An 18,821-nucleotide genomic window follows, 5' to 3' on the forward strand; every position below is an offset into this window, starting at 1 on the left:
CCCCTTCTGACCTGCAACGTCTACGACCTGCGCGGAGGCGGTGGGATTTGAACCCACGGTGACATCGCTGCCACGACGGTTTTCAAGACCGTTCCCTTAGGCCGCTCGGGCACGCCTCCCCGCGCCGCCCTGTGGATCAGCGGCGCGGGGACAAGAGTAACGGGTTGGCACGCGCGCGCGTGGGTCAGACGGTGCTCGACCGGGGAGGTACGCGCGCGTGCGTCGGTGGGGTCAGCTGTCGCCCGTGCGGGAGCCCAGGGTGAGCGGGACCGTGTGGGTCTTGCCGTCTCGTTCGTAGGTGATCGTGACCTTGTCGCCGGGCTGGTGGGTCCAGATCTCGCCGATCAGGGTGGGACCGGAGTCGATCACGTGGTCGTCGAGCTTGGTGATCACGTCGCCGGGCTTGAGGCCGGCCGCGGCGGCGGGGCCGCCGGACTCGACCGCGGCGGAACCGCCGGAACCCTGTTCGGTGATCTTCGCGCCGCCCGAGGAGGCCTCCAGGGAGACGGACGCGCCGATCTTCGCGTAGACCGGCTTGCCGGTCTTGATCAGCTGCTGGGCGACGTACTTGGCCTGGTTGATCGGGATGGCGAAGCCCAGGCCGATCGAGCCGGACTGGCTGGTGCCGCTGAGGCCGCCGCTGCTGCTGGACTGGATCGCGGAGTTGATGCCGATGACGTTGCCCGACGCGTCGAGCAGCGGGCCGCCGGAGTTGCCGGGGTTTATCGAGGCGTCCGTCTGCAGGGCGCTCATGTACGAGGCGTTGCTGCCGGTGCCGTCGCTGGAGGCCACCGGGCGGTTCTTCGCGCTGATGATGCCGGTGGTGACGGTGTTGGACAGCCCGAAGGGGGCGCCGATGGCGATCGTGGAATCGCCCACGGCCACCTGGTCGGAGTTGCCCAGGGCCAGGGGCTTGAGGTCCGACGGGGCGTTCTTCAGCTTGATGACCGCCACGTCGTAGCCCTGCGCGTGGCCGACGACCTCGGCGTCGTACTTCTTCCCGCTCGGGAAGGTCGCCGTGAGCTTGCCGCCGTCGACCGCTTCCGCGACGACGTGGTTGTTGGTGACGATGTGGCCCTGGGTGTCGAAGACGAAGCCGGTGCCGGTGCCGCCCTCGCCGCTGTTGGACTCGGCCTCGATGGTGACCGTGCTGGGCACGGCCTTGGCGGCCACGCCCGCGACCGTGCCCGGGTCGCGCTTGACGGAGGTGCCGCTGTCGGAGGCGGCGACCGTCGTGGAGCCGGTGTTGTCGTCGTTGTTCTTCGCCAGCGTGTAGCCGAGGCCGCCGCCCAGGCCGCCGGCGACCAGTGCGGCCACCAGGATCGCGGCGACGAGGCCCCCTCGGCCGGACTTCGGGGAGGGCTGCTGCTGGTACGAGGAGCCCCAGCCGGCGCCCGAGCCGCCGGAGCCCGCGTCGGAGTAGGAAGGAGTGGCGGGCGCCGGGGGCGGCCAGGAGGCGTCCGGGGCCGAGCCCTGGGTCCCTCCGGCTCCCTGGGGTCCTTGCGCGCCCGACGACGCGTAGGCAGGGGCGTGGCCGGCGTGCACCAGTTCCTGCTCCTGCGCGCCGGGGGCGCTCTGCGGCACCGGCGGGAGCGGGGCCGTCGGGGCGCTTCCCGCGGGGGCGTCGGGTGCCGAGGGAGTGGGAGCGTCCACCGGCACGGGAGGCGCGGACGGGGCCGGGGGTACCGCGGTGCCCTCGTTCTCGGTGCTCACAGCTTGTCTCCTCGATCCACGGCTGTTGTTCTCGGTCGCACTCGGTCACGCTCGTCACGTTGGTCGACGATCCGGCGCGATGCAGCTGTGCATGTTCTTTTGTATGCCGTCAGCTTTTCCCATGAGCCGTCAGGGCACCATAAGCCGTGCCTGTGCGTTCGGGGCCATTCCTTATATAGGTCATGACAGGCAAAAGGGACGCAATCTATGCTCCCCCGATCGCACGACTACCCCGCTCCGGTGGCACCATGACGCGGTGACCCACGCACGGCAGCACCGGATTCAAGTCGTCGCCCACCGCGGAGCCTCCGAAGAGGCCCCCGAGCACACTCTGGCCGCGTACAAGAAGGCGATCGAGGACGGTGCTGACGCCCTCGAGTGCGATGTACGCCTGACGGCGGACGGTCATCTCGTCTGTGTCCACGACCGTCGCGTCAACCGTACGTCCAACGGCCGGGGTGCGGTCTCCGCGCTGGAGCTCGCCGATCTCGCCACCCTTGACTTCGGCTCGCGCAAGACACGGGAGCTGTGGCGCACCCGCGACGAGGAGCCCGACTGGGAGTTCCTCCCCGAGGACCCCGAGGACACCTCCGTACTGACCCTGGAGCGGCTGCTGGAGCTGGTCGCGGACGCTGGGCGGCGGGTGGAGCTGGCGATCGAGACCAAGCACCCGACCCGGTGGGCGGGTCAGGTGGAGGAGCGGCTGCTGGTGCTGCTGAAACGGTTCGGGCTGGACGCCCCGGCCTCCGCCGCCGACTCGCCCGTACGTGTGATGAGCTTCTCGGCGCGGTCGCTGCATCGCGTGCGTGCCGCCTCGCCGACGCTGCCGACGGTCTACCTGCTGCAGTTCGTCTCGCCCCGGCTGCGCGACGGACGGCTGCCGGCGGGTGTCCGAATCGCGGGCCCCTCGATCCGGACCGTGCGCAATCACCCTGCGTATATCGAACGGCTGAAACGCGTCGGCCACCAGGTGCATGTGTGGACCGTGAACGAGCCCGAGGACGTCGATCTCTGCCTCGACCTGGGCATCGACGCCATCATCACCAACCGCCCGCGCGCTGTCCTGCGCCAGCTCGGCCGGTGACCGATGTTCTTCACTGGTAAAGACCTGTGAAGAACCCTTGACCCATCCACCCCTTCGGCACCATTCTCCAGACTCGTCCACAGTCGGAATCCAGCCACTCGGCTACAGGGAGTGCTCCGGCGCGTTCGCTCCGTGTTCGATCGTTTCGAATGCGTCACTGAACGTGGATTGGCCGGTTTCCGGTACAGGCCAATGGGGCATCCACACCGTGGCGTGGGGCAAAGGAGGTCTCGGGGGTGGCGTTGGTGGTGGCACAGGAGGTGCCCGCGTCGTCGAGCATGGCCGTACCCCATGGCCCGGCGGGCGTGGGCAAGGCGAGACACCGTATGCGCGAGCAGTTGCGCACGGGCGGTCTGCCGGACGCGGTGATCGACGACGCCGTACTGATTCTTTCCGAACTCTTGAGCAACGCGTGCAAGCACGGCCGCCCGCTGGGAGACGCCCTCGCCGGGGACGGCGACGTCCGGGCGGCCTGGCGTGTGGACCTGGGCGGGCGACTCACGGTGGAGGTGACGGACGGCGGCGGACCCACCCGCCCTGCTCCGGCCACCCCCTCGGTCACTGCGCACGGCGGCCGCGGCCTGAACATCATTACGGCACTCGCCGACGACTGGGGCGTACGAGACGACGCCCGCGGCGAGGTCACGGTGTGGGTCGTCGTCCACGACGTCATCCACGACCCGGACGCGGGGCTTCGCCGCGACCGCTTTCCCACGCGCGTCACCTCCTCGTCGGTGTCGAGGATTCCGCCGATGCCGGGCCGGGAGTTCGCGGACGCATTCGACGACCTCGACTGAACGGTCCACAGGTTCCCCTGGGCCGTGGTGTGAACGGCTAGGCTCCCGCCGTACCAGACGAGCCGTACCCGGGAGACACCCACGATGGCCAAGAAGCGCCCTCAGACGAAGGCCAAGCGCCCGCAGAGCACTGACGGAGCCCGCGCCGCAGGCGCTGATGGACACGTTCCGGTCGTCGGCGCACGCGAGCCCTGCCCGTGTGGCAGTGGCCGCCGCTACAAGGCCTGTCACGGACGGGCCGCCGCGCACGCCGTGACCGAGCTGGTGCACCGTCCCTTCGAGGGGCTCGCCGGCGAGTGCGACTGGGTGGCGCTGCGCGAACTGGTGCCGGCCGCCACGGTCGAACTGCCGCTGAAGGGCGGCCTGCCCGAGGGCGTCCCGTCGGTGACGCTGGCGACCGTGCTGCCCATGGCCTGGCCGGCCCTGCGCCGCGACGACGGCTCGGTGCTGCTGGGCCTGCAGAACGACACGGCGTCCGGTGACATCAGCCGCGACCTCGCCGACACCCTTCAGCGCGCACTGGCCGCCGAGCCGGGCACGCCGGTCGAGGGCCGTCGCGCACCGGCCGACGGTCCGCGGCTGCAGGATCTGCTCGACCCCGAAGGCGTGTTCGAGCCAGTTGTGCACAGCGGCTTCGAGTTCTGGGTTCCGGACTCGGAGAACGCCACGCCGGAGGTGACCGCCTCCCTGGAGCGGGCCAACGCCGCGGCCATCCCGACCGAGAAGCTCACGGGTGTGGACGCCGCGTACTGGTGCGAGACGCCGGACAAGAACCACCTGCGCTGGGTCATGCCGCACCCGGAGGAGCAGCTTCTGGACGCCCTCGCGCGGCTGCACGCGGCGGGCCGGTCGAACCTCGGCGAAGGCACTCGCCTCGTGGGTTCCTTCCGCGCTCACGGGCTCACGGTGCCGGTCTGGGACCTGCCGAGCGGGATCACCGCGAGCGACATCGAGAAGCCGGCGGCCGAGTTCGCCGAGCGCTTCGCGAGCGCTCTCGCCTCGGACGCGCCGCTGACCGTCGACGAGCGTCGCGCACGCGGCGGTCTCACCAACCGGCAGGTCACGCTCAGTTGAGGACCGTGACGTGATCGGTTTCGGCTGACCGGCCGGTCAGCCGAAACCGACCCATCGGAATCGGTGACTCCGCTCACAACTCCCGTTCGGCGCAGGCACATACGTGACTGGAAAGCCCGGATCGAATTTGCGAACCGCCGATCTCTTGTTACCGTTCGAGTAGCCCGGTTGCTGGTGCATCCCCCGTCGCCAGCAACCGGGCCTTTTCATGTCCGCGGTTCCTTTACGGAATGCCGCCGTACGTCAACTGATCTCAGATGTCCCGGAGTTGCCTCCGGAGCCGCTCTCGGTGCCGTTCTCGGAGTCGCTCCCGGCGCGCAGCAGCAGCGGCCCGCGCCCGGCCTTCGCCGCGAACTCCGCGACCGCCGTGTAGGCGGCCGGCTCGCCCTCGGTGCGTTCCCGAGGTGTCTCGCACATCCCCGGCTCGTCCTCGGAGCCCACCGGGCAGTGCAACTGCAGCGTGCGGCCGTCGGGCTTCATGAGACTCAGCGAGGAGTCCAGGATCTCCCCCGTCGCGTTGCGGTAGTAACTGCGCGCCCAGGTGTCCTGGCCCTGTGTGAGCACACAGGTCTGCGCCTCGATGCCTTCGGGGGAGCTGAGTTCGGGGCCGCAGCGGACGGCGGTGGCCAGGCCGAGGCCGAGCAGCAGGGGAGATTCGGTGGGAGCGGGGGAGAGCGCCTTGGCGTCCTCTTGACGCGGGGAGGACCGCACGGATTCGCGCGCCGGGGCACGTACGACGGTGCGGCCCTCGTCGCCCACCGGTCCCGCGGACGCCACGGCCAGCGGCAGCGCTACGGCGCACGCCACGACGCCCGCAAGGGCGAGCAGACGGAGGTTCATACTGCGGAAGATAACTACCGCTCAGGGGCCCGCCGTCCCGCGCGCGCCCGACACCCCTACAACTCGGGCGCGCTCACACCCGTACGAGTGAGGGCCTCGACCGCGGCGTCCACCACGGCCTCGACATCGGGGACCCAGGGGGAGGCGGAGCCGGGCAGTGGTGCGCGCTCCCAGCGGATCTCGCCCTCGCCGGTCTCGGACGGGGGCAGGGTGATGTAACCGCCCTCGCCGTGGAAGCGCAGGGAACCGGGGACGAAGTCCTTGGCGAAGAGCAGTTCGCCCAACTGCTCCATGGTGTACGGCTTCACGAGGATCGACCAGCGGCTCGGCGAGGCGACGACCGGGCCCAGGCGCATGCCCATGCGGTCGAGCGCGGTGAGGGCGTGCGCGGCGGCGAGGGCCGGCAGGCTCACGGCACAGGGGGCGTTGCCACCGGTGGCCAGGATGATCGGCGCGGTGGGCCGGTTGGTCCACCACCAGCGCACCATGCGGGCGTCGGCGGTGGCCGCGAGGAGGCCGGGGTCGAAGGGATGCGCACCGGGCACCGTGCAGTCCGCGTCGGGGCAGGCGCAGCGGGATCGTCCCTGCGGGTCCGCCGCCACACCCGGGAGTACGGGCCACTGCCATTCCGTCGCGAAGGTCAGGGCCGCGCTGATCAACTCAGGCCTTCCGTCGCTGCGCTGGGACAGGAGCCTGCGTCGCCTTCCGAGGATCTCGCGCATGAGCGCTCGTTCCTTTCCGTTGCACCGCTGGCAACACCGTGGGTCACATCACACCATGTGTCGATCACTTCACTGTGCGTACCTGTTGGCGCATCACACCCCTGCATGAGGCAAGGGGAACCCCTATGGGCCGAACGTTGACTGCATCCGCGGCAGCCTCGTCCATGCTGCATCCATCAAAAGCATGGGCGTGGCGTGGGGGTGGCGAAGTCTGGCGTTTTGCCGTCCCGCATTTTTCTCTTCGCCTCCGCCACGGGAGGATGGGGCTCGGTCGTCGGTGGCTAAGACGCCCGGGTCGGTCACCAGGTTCCGGGTGGCGGTCAACCACCCCTGGCCTTCTCCGAGTACGTACCCATCACGACCGGTGTGACGCTCTGTGGAGCAACGCCAGTCGACCGCAATACCCCGTTACCCGAGTCAGTTTTAAGCCAAATTTGCTTTTAGGCAAGGGAACCACAGTCTGCCCGTGGACACCAGGAATCCCGGCAGGACAATGCTGGACATCCCCTCACGAGTGCGTGTACATGTGGAGACACTGCTAGCGGCGCAGAATGACATGGGGGTTTGCGATGCTTTTGAGCAATACGCACCGGTCGGAAAGCCGGACGCCATGAACGCCCCTCACCCTTCGAAAGTGGCTGGAATCGATTCAACGGTTCCCTCGCCCGCACACACTGTCGCGCCCGCGCCCGCCGCCTCAGGTACCTCCCCGGTCTCCCCACCGCATGCACCAGGGGCGCTGCTCACCGACCGTCTCGCGGGCTGGGTCTCGGACCTGACGACCCTCCATGAACTCACCGAACGCCTGGCCCGCACGGACACACTCACGGACGCCCTGACGGAACTGCTGCGCGCCGGAGCCGCCCTCGTGGGCGCCCGGCGCGGCCTCCTCGTGCTGGAGCCGGGCGACGGGCTCGGACCGGACACGACCATCGGCCTCGGCCTCGCCCGCGCGGACCTCGGGCACATCGAGACCGTGCCGCGCAGTGCGATGTCGTACGGCCGCATCCTCGACGGACTGCCGGGCGGGGACGGTGAGATCGCCCAGCCGGATCTCTTCGCCGAGGACGGACTGGACCCGCGGCACCGCGAGGTGGCCGCCCGTCTCGGCTATGCCGCGTGCTACGCCCTTCCGCTGGCCGGCGAGAGTGCGGGCCGGGTCGGCGCCGCGGTGTGGCTCTACGACGAGCCCGCCGAGCCGGTCGAGCGCCAGCGCCACCTCGTGGGGCTCTACGCCCGTTACGCCGGCGAGCACCTGGCCCGGCTGGTGGAGGTGGAGCGCACGCGTGCGTGCATGAAGACGATGACCGAGGAGCTGCTGCCGTCCCGGCTCCCCCGCGTGGCCGGCGTCCAGCTCGCCGCCCGCCACCGCACCGGCCCGCGCGGCGGCGGCGACTGGTTCGACGCGCTGCCGCTGCCGGACGCCGCGCTGGGACTCGCGGTCGGCTCCGTGACCGGCTCCGGGCCGAGCGCGGTCGCCGCGATGGGACGGCTGCGGGCGTCCCTGCGCGCGTACGCCGTGATGGAGGGCGAGGACCCGGTCGCGGTCCTGTCCGACCTCGAACTGCTGCTGCGGCTGACCGAGCCAGCCCGCTCCGCCACCGCCCTGTTCGCCTACTGCGAACCCTCCCTGCGCAAGATCACGCTGGCCGGTGCCGGGCACTGCCCGCCGCTGCTGGTCGGCGAGCGGCGCACCGAGTTCGTGGAGACGTCCGTGTCCGCGCCGCTCGGCATGCTCGCCTGCTGGGAGGCGCCGAGCATGGAGTTTCAGGCGGAAGCCGGCGAGACGGTGCTGCTCTACACCGACGGGCTGCTGCACCGCACCGGCGACCCCACCGACCGCGCCTTCGCCCGGCTGCACGCGGCGGCGGCCGGTGTGCCCAGGGCGCTGCGGAACGACCCCGACGCGATCGCCGACCACGTGTTGCGGACGGTGCTGCCGGACGGGCTGGACTCGGCGGACACCACAGAGGACGTGGTGCTGCTGGCGGCTCGCTTCGAGTAGCCGCCGGTGACGTCCGTAACAGGTCTTCCTGCCCTGGGCCCCCTTCCGTACGACCGTACGATGGAGGGGGTCCAGTGCCGTATCAAGGAGGATGACCGTGGCGGAGGAGCTCACCCCGACCGAGCCTGATGGTGCTGCTGCGGCAGCGGGCCCGGAAGAGAGCGAAGAGCCGATCAGGCAGCGCAAGAACGGTCTGTACCCGGGTGTGTCCGACGAGCTGGCCGACAGCATGAAGTCCGGCTGGGCCGACACGGAGCTGCACGACCTGGAGCCGATCGCCCAGGTCGCCGAGACCGCCGCGCGACGCTCGGCGCTGTCGGCGCGGTTCCCGGGCGAGCGTCTGGTGATCCCCGCGGGCAACCTCAAGACCCGCTCGAACGACACGGAGTACGCCTTCCGGGCGTCGGTGGAGTACGCGTACCTCAGCGGAAATCAGACCGAGGACGGCGTCCTCGTGCTGGAGCCCACGGCCGACGGCCACCGGGAGACGATCTACCTCCTGCCGCGCTCCGACCGGGAGAACGGCGAGTTCTGGCTCTCCGGCCAGGGCGAGCTGTGGGTCGGACGCCGGCACTCGCTCACCGAGGCGGAGAAGCTGTACGGCATCCCCGCCTCCGACGTGCGCGAGCTGGCGGACGCGCTGCGCGAGGCCACCGGCCCGGTGCGGGTCGTGCGCGGGTACGACGCAGGGATCGAGTCGGCCCTGACCGACAAGGTCACCGCCGAGCGGGACGAGGAGCTGCGGGTCTTCCTGTCGGAGGCGCGGCTGGTCAAGGACGAGTTCGAGGTCGGCGAGCTGCAGAAGGCGGTCGACTCGACCGTGCGCGGCTTCGAGGACGTCGTGAAGGTCCTCGACAAGGCGGAGGCGACCTCCGAGCGGTACATCGAGGGCACGTTCTTCCTTCGCGCGCGCGTGGAGGGCAACGACGTCGGCTACGGCACGATCGCCGCAGCCGGTCCGCACGCCTGCACGCTGCACTGGGTGCGCAACGACGGGCCGGTGCGCTCGGGCGACCTGCTGCTCCTGGACGCCGGCGTGGAGACGCACACGTACTACACCGCGGACGTCACCCGCACACTGCCGGTCAACGGACGCTTCTCCGAGATCCAGAAGCAGATCTACGACGCCGTGTACGACGCCCAGGAGGCCGGGATCGCGGCGGTGCGGCCGGGCGGCAAGTACCGGGACTTCCACGACGCCGCGCAGCGTGTGCTCACCGAGCGGCTCGTCGAGTGGGGCCTGGTCGAGGGACCGGTGGAGCGGGTGCTGGAGCTCGGGCTGCAGCGTCGGTGGACGCTGCACGGGACCGGGCACATGCTCGGGATGGACGTGCACGACTGCGCTGCCGCGCGCGTGGAGTCGTACGTCGACGGGACGCTGGAGCCCGGAATGGTGCTGACGGTCGAGCCGGGGCTGTACTTCCAGGCCGATGACCTGACGGTGCCGGAGGAGTACCGGGGAGTCGGCGTGCGGATCGAGGACGACATCCTCGTGACGGAGGACGGGAACCGGAATCTGTCGGCGGGTCTGCCCCGGCGGTCCGACGAGGTCGAGGCTTGGATGGCTTCGCTCAAGGGCTGAGGGTTGGTCGATGGCCGGGTACGAAGTGGGTGCCCGGCCATTTGTATGCGGTCTGCGGGTAGGTGGGGGCTGGCCGCGCCCACGCGGCGGAGCCGCACATCGGTGCAGTCCCGCGCCCCGGAAAGGGGCGCTTCAGCTCACGGGGGTTATACGTGAACGACTTCTGGTCCGGCGTCGGTGTCGATCTGCATCTGGAACCCGACGCCGGCGACGGGCGGCGGGTCGGGCTCGAACGCGCCCTGAGAGACGCCGTGCGGGACGGGCGGCTGGCGCCCGGGAGCCGGTTGCCCGCCACCCGGCGGCTGGCGGCGGAGCTCGGGGTCTCCCGGGGGACCGCCAAGGCCGCCTACGACCAGTTGGTCGCCGAGGGGTATCTGACGGCCCGGCAGGGATCCGGTACGCAGGTCGCCTCGCTGCCCTCCCTGGACGCCGACGCGCCGGAGGCGGCCGCACGCGCGCGTACCCCGCGTTTCGATCTGCGGCCCGGGAGCCCGGACGGCGGGGCGTTTCCGGCGGCGGCCTGGTTGCGGGCGCTGCGGCGGGCCATCGCGTCGGCGCCGTTGCTGGCGTACGACTACGGGGATCCGCGGGGCCGTATCGAGTTGCGGACGGCGTTGTCGGGGTATCTGGGGCGGGCCCGGGGCGTCATCGCGCCGCCCGAGCGGATCGTGATCACCTCCGGGTACGTGCAGGGGCTCGCGCTGCTCACACGCGTGCTGGAGGGCGGCACGGTCGCCATGGAGGACCCTGGGCTGCCCTTCCACCGGGAGGTGGTGCGGCACAACGGGGGAATCGTGGCGCCGGTGCGGGTCGACGAGCGGGGGGTGTGCGCGCAGGAGCTGGGGGACGCCGGGGCCGTGGTCGTGACGCCGGCCCACCAGTACCCGACCGGTGTGACACTGCGCCCCGAGCGGCGGCGGGCGCTCACGGACTGGGCACGCGCGCGTGGCGGGCTGATCGTCGAGGACGACTACGACGGGGAGTTCCGCTACGACCGGCAGCCGGTGGGCGCGTTGCAGGGGATGGCGCCCGGGCAGGTCGTCTACCTCGGCACGGCCTCCAAGACGCTCGGGCCCGCGCTGCGGCTGGGCTGGATGGTGCTGCCGCCGCACCTGGTCGACGCGGTCGCCGAAGCCAAGCTGCACAGCGACCACCACACCGAGTCGATCGGCCAGTTGGCGCTCGCCGAACTCATCGACAGTCATGCCTACGACCGTCACGTGCGCGCGTGCCGGCTCAGATACCGCAGACGCAGGGACCAGCTCCTGGGCCGGCTCGGCGGGCGGCACGGCGTGCGCGGGATCGCGGCCGGGCTGCACGCGCTCGTGGAGGTCGACGACGAGGAGGACGTGCTGAAGCGGGCCGAGGCGGAGGGGCTCGCGCTGGGCCGGCTGGGCGATCACTGGCACACGCCGGGCCAGGGGCGGCCCCAGGGGCTGGTCGTGGGGTACGGGACACCTCGGGAGCGGGTGTATCCGGAGGCCTTGGAGGTACTGGGCCAGGTGCTGGACGGCGGCTGAATTGGGCCAGTCACAGGGGTGATGATTGGGACTGTATAGCGGCCCATTGCGCTTCTAGTGTCCTGGGTATGACATCTCGTCTCGTACCGCCCGCCGGTCCGCAGCGTCTCCTGGCGCTGGCCCAGTTGACCAACTCCATCGGTGACGGCGCCTACTACGTGACCTCGGCGCTCTACTTCACCCGTGTCGTCGGCCTGGCGCCCGCGCGCGTGGGGCTCGGGCTGACCGTCGCCTGGGCGGTGGGCTCGCTCGCGGGGGTGCCACTCGGGCGGGTCGCCGACCGGCGCGGGCCACGCGGGACGGCCGTACTGCTGGCGCTGGGAACCGGGGTGGCTGTCGCCTCGTTCCTGGTGGTGCGGGGGTTCGTGCCGTTCGTCCTCGCCGCCGGTGCGTACGCGACGGCGCAGTCGGGTCTGGCGGCGGCCCGGCAGGCGCTGCTGGCGGGGCTGGTGGCGGCCGGGGAGCGGACGGGGCTGCTCGCGCACCTGCAGTCGACGCTCAACGCGGGGCTCGCGGTGGGGGCGGGGCTGGGCGGACTGGCGTTGCAGGCGGGGACGCGGGCCGCGTATCTCGCGGTGTTCGCCCTGGACGCGGCGAGCTTCCTGGTGTGCGCCGCGATGTTGCTGCGGCTGCCGGCGGTGGCGCCCGTCGGCGTGCGCAAGCGGGACACGCCAGGTGTGCTGCGCGACCGGCCGTACACCGTGATCACGCTCCTCAACACCGTTCTGCTGCTGCGCATGCCGCTGCTCAGCCTGGGGCTGCCGCTGTGGATCGCCGAGCGGACGACGGCGCCGACCTGGCTGGTGTCCGCGCTGTTCGTGCTCAACACCGGGGCGGTGATGCTGTTCCAGGTGCGGACGGCGCGGGGCGTCATCGGCCTCGCGTCCGCCACGCGCGCGGTGCGGCGCTCCGGCTGGGTCATGCTCGGGGCGTGCGCGGTGTTCGCGCTGTCGGCGGGGGCCTCGCCGTGGGTGGCCGTGGGGGCTCTGGTCGTGGGCGCCGTGCTCCAGGTGGCCGCCGAGATGGGGCAGTCCGCCGGTTCCTGGCAACTGTCGTTCGATCTGGCACCGGCCGGCCGGGTGGGCGAGTACCAGGGCTTCTTCGGGACCGGCGTGACGGTGGCCCGGACACTCGGTCCGCTCGTGCTGACCTCGCTCCTGGTGGGGTGGGGAACCCCGGGATGGCTGCTGCTCGGCGCGCTGACCGTGGCGGCGTCGTACGCGATGGGGCCGGCGACCCGCAGGGCCGCAGGGCGGGCGGCCGGGGGCGCGCGGCAGCCGGAGCTGGTCGGGTGTGACCGGGGGTGAAGCGTGCGGGGCCTTCGGGGACGTCGGGCCCGGCCAGGAAGTCGCTGTGCAGGCTGAGGAAGCTGACACACGGGGTGGGCGGCGAGGTGCCGCCCACCCCGTTCGCCGTACCACCCCGTTCGCCGTCGGACCGGTCAGGCATGTGCGGCGGCCGTGGGCCCGGTGAGCGCAGGGCCGGGTAGCGGTACGGGATCAGCTTCTTGAGGGCGGCCGGGCCGTACCGCGCCTTCGGGAGGGGCGAGTTGTCCGACGGTGCGGCTGCCGCGCGCCACTGTCCCGCCGTCCCGTACCGCAGCCGCAGCGACGCGGTCCTGCCCCGTTCGGTTCGGCAGGTCGCGCGCACGTCGCGGGTCCCGTCCACGTCCTTGACGGCGGCCTCGACCGTGAGGGGGTCGCCCGGGCGCGGGGACCGGCAACGGACGGAGCGGCAGCCCGACGGCCCTACACCGCCATCAACGGTGCGTCCTCACGCCACTTGAGGATCTTGTCGAAGCTCACGATCGTGCCCCCGCGCCCCGGCTTGTTGCCGATGTGGACGTGGTCGGCGAGTTCGCTGATCAGGTAGAGGCCGCGGCCGTGTTCGACGTCGGTGCGGGCGCGGCGGGGGGCCGGGGAGGCGGCGAAGCCGGGGCCGGAGTCGGCGACTTCGATACGGCACTTCTCGCCGTCGAGGTAGGCCGTGACCCGGTACGCCTCGGAGGACTCGCCGTGCACGGTGCCCCCGCCGTGCTCGACGGCGTTCGCGCAGGCCTCACTGAGGGCGACGGAGAGGTCGTAGGAGATGTCGGGGTCGACACCCGCCGTCTCCATCGTGCCGAGCAGCAGCCGCCGGGCGAGCGGAACGCTCGCAGCTTCGCGGCGCAAGTGGAGTGACCACCAGATGCTCATACTCCAGCCTCCAGGCCGCGGCTCGACATACCGTTTCTTATTGCCGCGTGTACCCCGGTGTAAGCACGGAGTTGACGTGATGCCGCCCATATGGGCGATGCGTCCTAAACAGAATCGGTGTATGTGGGGGCGGGCCCTACCAGAGAGTGACCTTCCGGTTCGTACGGAACCTTGCGGACCTGCCGTATGGCACCCAAAAGGCCAGTGCGATGATGAGCCCGCCATGACTGCCCCCCACCAGCGCAGGGCGCGCTCCGGAAACGATCTCCGGATACTGCGGGCCGCGGTGTTCGCCGCGGTCTGCGTCGTGCTGGCCGCGGCCGGTCACACCCTCGCCTCCTGCGCCACGGTCCCGCTGTGGACGCTGGGTGCGGGATTCCTGGGGGCATTCCTGGTCGCGGCACCCCTCGCGGGACGCACCCGCTCGCTGCCCGGCACGGCGGCGCTGCTCGCGGCCGGACAGACCGTGCTGCACACGCTGTTCGGACTGGGGCAGCACACGGCCGCGGCTCCGGGCGCAGGTTCGCCGATGTCACCGATGTCGGCGATATCGTCAATGTCTTCAATGTCTTCCATGCGGTCGATGTCCTCGATGGCCGACGCCTCGCTCGTGGAGCGGGCGGCGCGGTTCGTGTGCGGGACCACGGCGGCGGCGATCAGCCCCGCCCAGGCCCGCAGGATCCTCGCCGACGCGCGGCTCTCGCCGGACAACATGGACATGAGCTCCGTGCACCACCCGGCGGACGCCCTGTCCACCGACGGTTCCATGTCCTCGCTGCTGCCGTCCCTGCCGATGCTGCTCAGCCACGTTCTCGCGGCGATCGCCGCCGGCTGGCTGCTGCGCCGCGGCGACCTGGCCCTGCTGCGGCTCGCGGAACTGTCCGCGCTGTCGGCGCAATCGGTCACCGACGGGGCGCTCGTACGATCCCTGCGCGCGGCGCTCGCGCTGGTGCGCGCCCTGCGGGCCGGCCTCCCGGCCGCGCCCGAAGAGGGCCCGCGCCCGCCGCGCACCGCTCTGCTCGCGCCGCCGAAGCCCCGTACCACCGCACTCCAGCACACGGTGATCAGGCGCGGGCCGCCGGCCGCCGCGCTCGGTCTCGACCTCGCCGCCTGACGCGACGCGACCACCGCTCCGTATCCACTTCGGATCCACGGGAGAGGGCCGCCGTCGTGCGGCACACGCGCGTGCCCGTCGCCGACCGACAGGTCACCGCCACGCACGCGTACCTCTCTCAGCACCAGGAACCTCACTCGAAGTGGAGTGCACCCGTTCATGAAGGCTTCCCGTCTCGCCGTCACCGGCGCCGTCGCCGCCTCTGCCGTCGTCGTCCTGTCCGCGCCCGCGTTCGCGCACGTCAGCGTGCAGCCCGAGGGCACCGCCGCCAAGGGCGGTTACGCGGTCATCGACTTCAAGGTCCCCAACGAGCGCGACGACGCCTCGACGACCAAGCTCGAGGTCAACTTCCCGACCGACCACCCGCTGGCCTCCGCCATGCCGCAGCCGATGGACGGTTGGAAGATCCAGGTCACCAAGTCCAAGCTGGCCAAGCCGATCGAGATGCACGGCAAGAAGATCGACGAGGCCGTCTCGAAGATCACCTGGACCGCGCAGGGCAAGGGCGTCGAGCCCGGCTACTTCCAGAAGTTCCCCATCTCCGTGGGCACGTTGCCCACGGACGCCGACGAACTCGTCTTCAAGGCGCTGCAGACGTACTCCGACAACGAGGTCGTGCGCTGGATCGAGGTGCAGAAGGACGGCGCGGAGGAGCCCGAGAACCCGGCCCCCGTGCTCGCCCTGTCCGCCGCCTCCGAGGACGGGCACGCGCACGGTTCGTCGACCGCCGAGGACGCCTCCGCCGACGCCAAGGGCGCCGGCTCCAAGGACGCCGAGAACACGGCCGCCGACACCTCCGCCTCCGCCGGCAGCAGTGACACCACCGCGCGCGTGCTGGCCGTCGTGGGCATCGTCGTCGGCGCGCTGGGCGTGGCGTACGGCGTGCTCGCCGGCCGTCGGCGCAGCGACGCCTGAGGCCTGTTCGTCCGCGTGCTGCACCGGGGGCGCAAGCCTGTGCCCGCCCCCGGTGCACACCGGAACTCTCACATCTGGGACATTTTTCTATGCGCAAGAAGACGTTCGCCACGGCCGCGCTGCTGGCCGCCGCCACTCTGACCCTCTCCGCATGCGGCAGCGGCGACGACAGCAAGTCACCTGTCGCCGTGGTCTCCGAGGACACCTCGCAGAAGGCCGCGACCATCCTCGACAAGCCCTTCGAGAAGCCGGACCTCGTCCTCACCGACACCAAGGGCGAGAAGTACGACCTCCGCAAGGAGACCGCAGGCCGGCCGACGCTGATCTACTTCGGCTACACCCACTGCCCCGACGTCTGCCCGCTGACGATGAACAACCTCGCCGTCGCCAAGAAGCAGTTGCCCAAGGCCGAGCGGGACAAGCTGCGGGTCGTGTTCGTCACCACCGACCCCGCGCGGGACACCTCGTCCGAGCTCGGCAAGTGGCTCAAGGGCATCGACCCCCAGTTCATCGGCCTGACCGGCGACTTCGCCACCATCCAGGCCGGCGCCCGTACCCTCGGCATCTCCATCGAGCCGACCCACAAGGACAAGAAGACCGGCAAGACGGTCTCGGTGCACGGCACCCAGGTCATCGCGTTCTCGCCGAAGACCGACGGCGGTTACGTGCTCTACGGCGAGGACGCCACCGTCGGCGACTACACGAAGGACCTCCCCAAGATCGTCAAGGGAGCGAACCCGTGAGGCACCTGGCCGTGCCCGCCGCGGTCATGGTGGGCGCACTGGCTCTGACCCTGACGGGCTGCGGCGGCTCCGACGACGCGAAGGCCGAACTGTCCGTCAGCTCCTCCTACATGCCCCAGCCCGTCTCCGACATGGCCGCGGGCTTCCTCACCATCGCCAACAAGGGCGGCGCCGCGGACGACCTGACCTCGGTCACCAGCGACGCCGCGGGCAGTGTCACCATCCACCGGACGGTCGGGCAGTCCATGGAGGAGGTCACGTCCCTGGATGTCCCCGCACACGGTCAACTCGTGTTCAAGAGCGGCGGCAACCATCTGATGTTCGAGAACCTGAAGCGGAAGCCGAAGCAGGGCCAGAAGGTGACCGTCGAACTCCACTTCGCCAAGGCCGGCCCGATCAAGGCTGAGATACCGGTGAAGTCCGCCACGTACAACCCCGCGACCGGACACTGAGGGAGGGACCACCATGACGCAGACCATCACCCCCCGCCGTATGCGGACCCTGGTGCTGCTGTTCCTGGCCGTCGTCGGCGTGCTCCTCGCCGGTGCCGGACCGGCTTCCGCGCACGCCGCGCTGACCGGCAGCGACCCCGCGCAGGGGGTGGTGGTCGACAAGGCACCCGACCAGGTCACGCTCGCCTTCTCCGAGAAGGTCGCCACGTCCGACGAGTCGCTGCGCGTACTCGACCCCAAGGGCAAGCGCGTCGACTCCGGCAAGCCGTCCAACGTGAGCGGCACCTCGTACGCCGTGCGGCTGCACAGCGGCCTGCCCGACGGCACCTACACGGTGGCCTGGCAGGTCGTCTCGGCGGACAGCCACCCCGTCGCCGGCGCCTTCACGTTCTCCATCGGCGCCCCCTCCCTGACCAGCGTCTCGGTCACCGACCAGACGGTGGGCGGCGGGGTCGTCGGCTGGCTGTACGGCTTCGGACGGTACGTGTCCTACGCCGGCTTCATCGTCATGGTCGGCGGCGCCGCCTTCGTCCTCGCCTGCTGGCAGCGCGGTTCCGGCGTACGGTCCCTGCAGCGGTTCGTGGTCTCCGGCTGGCTCGCGCTCACCTCGGCCACTCTCCTGCTGCTGCTTCTGCGCGGCTCCTACACCAGCTCCGGCAAGGTCGGCGACATCTTCGACCTGAGCCTGCTCGGGCAGGTGCTGCAGACCAAGTCGGGCGCGGCGCTGGTCTCCCGGCTGCTGCTGCTCGCCGCGGCGGCGCTGTTCATCGCCGTGCTCTTCGGCGCCTACGACAAGCGTGAGGACGAGGAGAAGCGGGATCTGACCTTCGGGCTCGCGATCGGCGGATTCGTGGTGTCCGCCGGTCTCGCGGCGAGCTGGGCGATGGCCGAGCACGCCTCGACCGGTCTCCAGCCCGGTATCGCGATGCCGGTCGACGTCGTCCACCTGCTGGCGGTCGCGGCCTGGCTGGGCGGGCTGAGCGCGCTCCTCGTGGCGCTGTACCGGTCGGACATCCCGGTCGACTCCCCGGCCGTACGCCGCTTCTCGCACGTCGCCTTCTCCAGCGTGGTCGCCCTGGTCGCGACCGGCGTCTACCAGTCCTGGCGCCAGCTCGGCTCCTGGTCGGCCTTCACCGACACCACGTACGGACAGCTGCTCCTCGTCAAGATCGGTCTCGTGGTGCTGCTGGTGGGCATCGCGTCGATCTCCCGGCGATGGACGGCACGGCTGGCGGACACGGCCGTCCTGACGCCGCGCCGAGGGAAGGACTCGGGCGCGGAGGAGACGGGCGCGGAGGAGACGGGCGCTGAGGTTGCGGCCGAGGGCGACGCCCCGGGTGAGAAGGAGCCGGCGGCAGCCCGGGCAGGGGCCGGCTCGGTGAAGACGGCGACAGCGACGGCGACGACGCCCGGCGAGGCCCGCGGCTCTGGTGGCTCCGGTGACTCCGAAGACCCCGCCGACCGCGAGCGCGCCGTCCAACTCGCGCGCCAGCAGGCCGCCGTGGACACGGCTCGGCAGAAGCGGCAGCGCGACGCGGATCCCAGCCGCTTCGGGCTGCGGCGCTCCGTGCTCGCCGAGGCAGGTGTCGCCGTGGTCCTGCTCGCCGTCACCACCGTGCTGACGCAGACCGAGCCGGGCCGCACCGAGCAGGAGGCCAAGGCGGGCACGTCGTCGTCCTCGTCGTCCTCGTCCTCGTCCTCTTCCACGTCCGACTCGTCCTCCGGCGCGCTGACGCTGACCATGCCCTTCGACACGGGTGGCACCGACGGCAAGGGCGTCGTGTCGGTCGACTTCGACCCCGCGCGCGTGGGCGGCAACGAGATGCACGTCTACGTCACCCGGCCCAACGGGCGGGCCTTCGACATCCCCGAGGTGAAGGTCGCCTTCACGCTCGACGCGAAGAAGATCGGGCCACTGCCCGTCAACCCCGACCATGTGGCCACGGGACACTGGTCGGCGAGCGGAGTGCAGATCCCCATGGCCGGCGACTGGAAGATCGCCGTGACCGTGCGCACCTCCGACATCGACCAGGCGACCGTCTCCAAGAACGCGCAGATCGGCTGA

The 18,821-nt window shown here is 71.1% G+C and carries 16 protein-coding genes and 1 tRNA gene; 12 read left to right on the plus strand and 5 right to left on the minus strand.

Going from position 1 to position 18,821, the window contains the following annotated elements:
- Positions 1-32: 32 nt before the first annotated feature.
- Positions 33-119: transfer RNA gene (locus ACYUED_RS21440), tRNA-Ser, on the minus strand.
- Positions 120-231: 112 nt separating this feature from the next.
- Entirely contained in the window at positions 232-1,713 is a 1,482-nt protein-coding gene (locus ACYUED_RS21445) for a S1C family serine protease (protein ID WP_491293875.1), read from the minus strand.
- 256 nt (positions 1,714-1,969) lie between these two features.
- On the opposite strand from ACYUED_RS21445, the gene ACYUED_RS21450 reads away from it, so the two are divergent.
- From ACYUED_RS21450 to ACYUED_RS21460, 3 genes are all read left to right on the plus strand, one after another.
- On the plus strand, positions 1,970-2,797 hold the full coding sequence (locus ACYUED_RS21450) for a glycerophosphodiester phosphodiesterase (protein ID WP_491293876.1): 828 nt from the start codon (positions 1,970-1,972) through the stop codon (positions 2,795-2,797).
- 236 nt (positions 2,798-3,033) lie between these two features.
- The gene (locus tag ACYUED_RS21455; protein WP_491293877.1) at positions 3,034-3,594 is read left to right on the plus strand and encodes an ATP-binding protein; all 561 of its coding nucleotides are present in this window, start codon (positions 3,034-3,036) and stop codon (positions 3,592-3,594) included.
- Positions 3,595-3,678: 84 nt separating this feature from the next.
- Entirely contained in the window at positions 3,679-4,668 is a 990-nt protein-coding gene (locus ACYUED_RS21460; protein WP_491293878.1) for a DUF5926 family protein, read from the plus strand.
- Positions 4,669-4,911: 243 nt separating this feature from the next.
- On the opposite strand, the gene ACYUED_RS21465 is transcribed toward ACYUED_RS21460, so the two are convergent.
- Positions 4,912-5,508 carry a hypothetical protein gene (locus ACYUED_RS21465; protein ID WP_491293879.1) on the minus strand — a complete coding sequence of 199 codons (597 nt, stop codon included), beginning with the start codon at positions 5,506-5,508 and terminating at the stop codon, positions 4,912-4,914.
- 56 nt (positions 5,509-5,564) lie between these two features.
- The gene (locus tag ACYUED_RS21470) at positions 5,565-6,230 is read right to left on the minus strand and encodes a bifunctional DNA primase/polymerase (RefSeq protein WP_266583180.1); all 666 of its coding nucleotides are present in this window, start codon (positions 6,228-6,230) and stop codon (positions 5,565-5,567) included.
- 493 nt (positions 6,231-6,723) lie between these two features.
- Here ACYUED_RS21470 and ACYUED_RS21475 point away from each other — a divergent pair, with 493 nt between their 5' ends.
- From ACYUED_RS21475 to ACYUED_RS21490, 4 genes are all read left to right on the plus strand, one after another.
- Complete coding sequence (locus tag ACYUED_RS21475) at positions 6,724-8,235, plus strand: PP2C family protein-serine/threonine phosphatase (protein ID WP_491294359.1); 1,512 nt, start codon at positions 6,724-6,726, stop codon at positions 8,233-8,235.
- Positions 8,236-8,332: 97 nt separating this feature from the next.
- Complete coding sequence (locus tag ACYUED_RS21480; protein WP_491293880.1) at positions 8,333-9,817, plus strand: aminopeptidase P family protein; 1,485 nt, start codon at positions 8,333-8,335, stop codon at positions 9,815-9,817.
- A 152-nt stretch (positions 9,818-9,969) separates the two neighbouring features.
- On the plus strand, positions 9,970-11,337 hold the full coding sequence (pdxR, locus tag ACYUED_RS21485) for a MocR-like pyridoxine biosynthesis transcription factor PdxR (protein ID WP_491293881.1): 1,368 nt from the start codon (positions 9,970-9,972) through the stop codon (positions 11,335-11,337).
- A gap of 68 nt (positions 11,338-11,405) precedes the next feature.
- Positions 11,406-12,644, plus strand: coding sequence for an MFS transporter (locus tag ACYUED_RS21490; protein ID WP_491293882.1), 1,239 nt, complete (start codon positions 11,406-11,408; stop codon positions 12,642-12,644).
- 441 nt (positions 12,645-13,085) lie between these two features.
- Here the strand turns inward: ACYUED_RS21490 and ACYUED_RS21495 are convergent, their stop codons facing one another.
- Positions 13,086-13,532, minus strand: coding sequence for an ATP-binding protein (locus ACYUED_RS21495; protein ID WP_491293883.1), 447 nt, complete (start codon positions 13,530-13,532; stop codon positions 13,086-13,088).
- Between the two features lie 223 nt (positions 13,533-13,755).
- On the opposite strand from ACYUED_RS21495, the gene ACYUED_RS21500 reads away from it, so the two are divergent.
- The 5 genes from ACYUED_RS21500 to ACYUED_RS21520 all read left to right on the plus strand — a co-directional run bounded on the left by ACYUED_RS21500 (position 13,756) and on the right by ACYUED_RS21520 (position 18,821).
- Positions 13,756-14,646, plus strand: a complete 891-nt coding sequence (locus tag ACYUED_RS21500) for a hypothetical protein (protein ID WP_491293884.1) — start codon at positions 13,756-13,758, stop codon at positions 14,644-14,646.
- Between the two features lie 159 nt (positions 14,647-14,805).
- Positions 14,806-15,561 (plus strand): YcnI family copper-binding membrane protein, encoded by a 756-nt coding sequence (locus ACYUED_RS21505; RefSeq protein ID WP_491293885.1) that lies wholly within the window; start codon positions 14,806-14,808, stop codon positions 15,559-15,561.
- A gap of 89 nt (positions 15,562-15,650) precedes the next feature.
- Positions 15,651-16,304: an SCO family protein gene (locus tag ACYUED_RS21510; RefSeq protein ID WP_491293886.1), complete on the plus strand. Its 654-nt coding sequence runs from the start codon at positions 15,651-15,653 to the stop codon at positions 16,302-16,304.
- On the plus strand, positions 16,301-16,756 hold the full coding sequence (locus ACYUED_RS21515) for a copper chaperone PCu(A)C (protein ID WP_491293887.1): 456 nt from the start codon (positions 16,301-16,303) through the stop codon (positions 16,754-16,756). The genes ACYUED_RS21510 and ACYUED_RS21515 overlap by 4 nt, the downstream gene beginning before the upstream one ends.
- A gap of 13 nt (positions 16,757-16,769) precedes the next feature.
- A complete protein-coding gene (locus ACYUED_RS21520) occupies positions 16,770-18,821 on the plus strand; it encodes a copper resistance CopC/CopD family protein (protein WP_491293888.1) in 2,052 nt (683 codons plus the stop codon).

Source organism: Streptomyces sp. DF42 (genome assembly GCF_058267695.1).

What these genes read in the sequence shown, in the direction of transcription:
- ACYUED_RS21460 (WP_491293878.1), top strand. Translation starts at nt 3,679, where the DNA reads ATGGCCAAGAAGCGCCCTCAGACGAAGGCCAAGCGCCCGCAGAGCACT.
- ACYUED_RS21465 (WP_491293879.1), bottom strand. Translation starts at nt 5,508, where the DNA reads ATGAACCTCCGTCTGCTCGCCCTTGCGGGCGTCGTGGCGTGCGCCGTA.
- ACYUED_RS21470 (WP_266583180.1), bottom strand. Translation starts at nt 6,230, where the DNA reads ATGCGCGAGATCCTCGGAAGGCGACGCAGGCTCCTGTCCCAGCGCAGC.
- ACYUED_RS21475 (WP_491294359.1), top strand. Translation starts at nt 6,724, where the DNA reads ATGCTGGACATCCCCTCACGAGTGCGTGTACATGTGGAGACACTGCTA.
- ACYUED_RS21490 (WP_491293882.1), top strand. Translation starts at nt 11,406, where the DNA reads ATGACATCTCGTCTCGTACCGCCCGCCGGTCCGCAGCGTCTCCTGGCG.
- ACYUED_RS21495 (WP_491293883.1), bottom strand. Translation starts at nt 13,532, where the DNA reads ATGAGCATCTGGTGGTCACTCCACTTGCGCCGCGAAGCTGCGAGCGTT.
- ACYUED_RS21500 (WP_491293884.1), top strand. Translation starts at nt 13,756, where the DNA reads ATGACTGCCCCCCACCAGCGCAGGGCGCGCTCCGGAAACGATCTCCGG.
- ACYUED_RS21505 (WP_491293885.1), top strand. Translation starts at nt 14,806, where the DNA reads ATGAAGGCTTCCCGTCTCGCCGTCACCGGCGCCGTCGCCGCCTCTGCC.
- ACYUED_RS21510 (WP_491293886.1), top strand. Translation starts at nt 15,651, where the DNA reads ATGCGCAAGAAGACGTTCGCCACGGCCGCGCTGCTGGCCGCCGCCACT.
- ACYUED_RS21520 (WP_491293888.1), top strand. Translation starts at nt 16,770, where the DNA reads ATGACGCAGACCATCACCCCCCGCCGTATGCGGACCCTGGTGCTGCTG.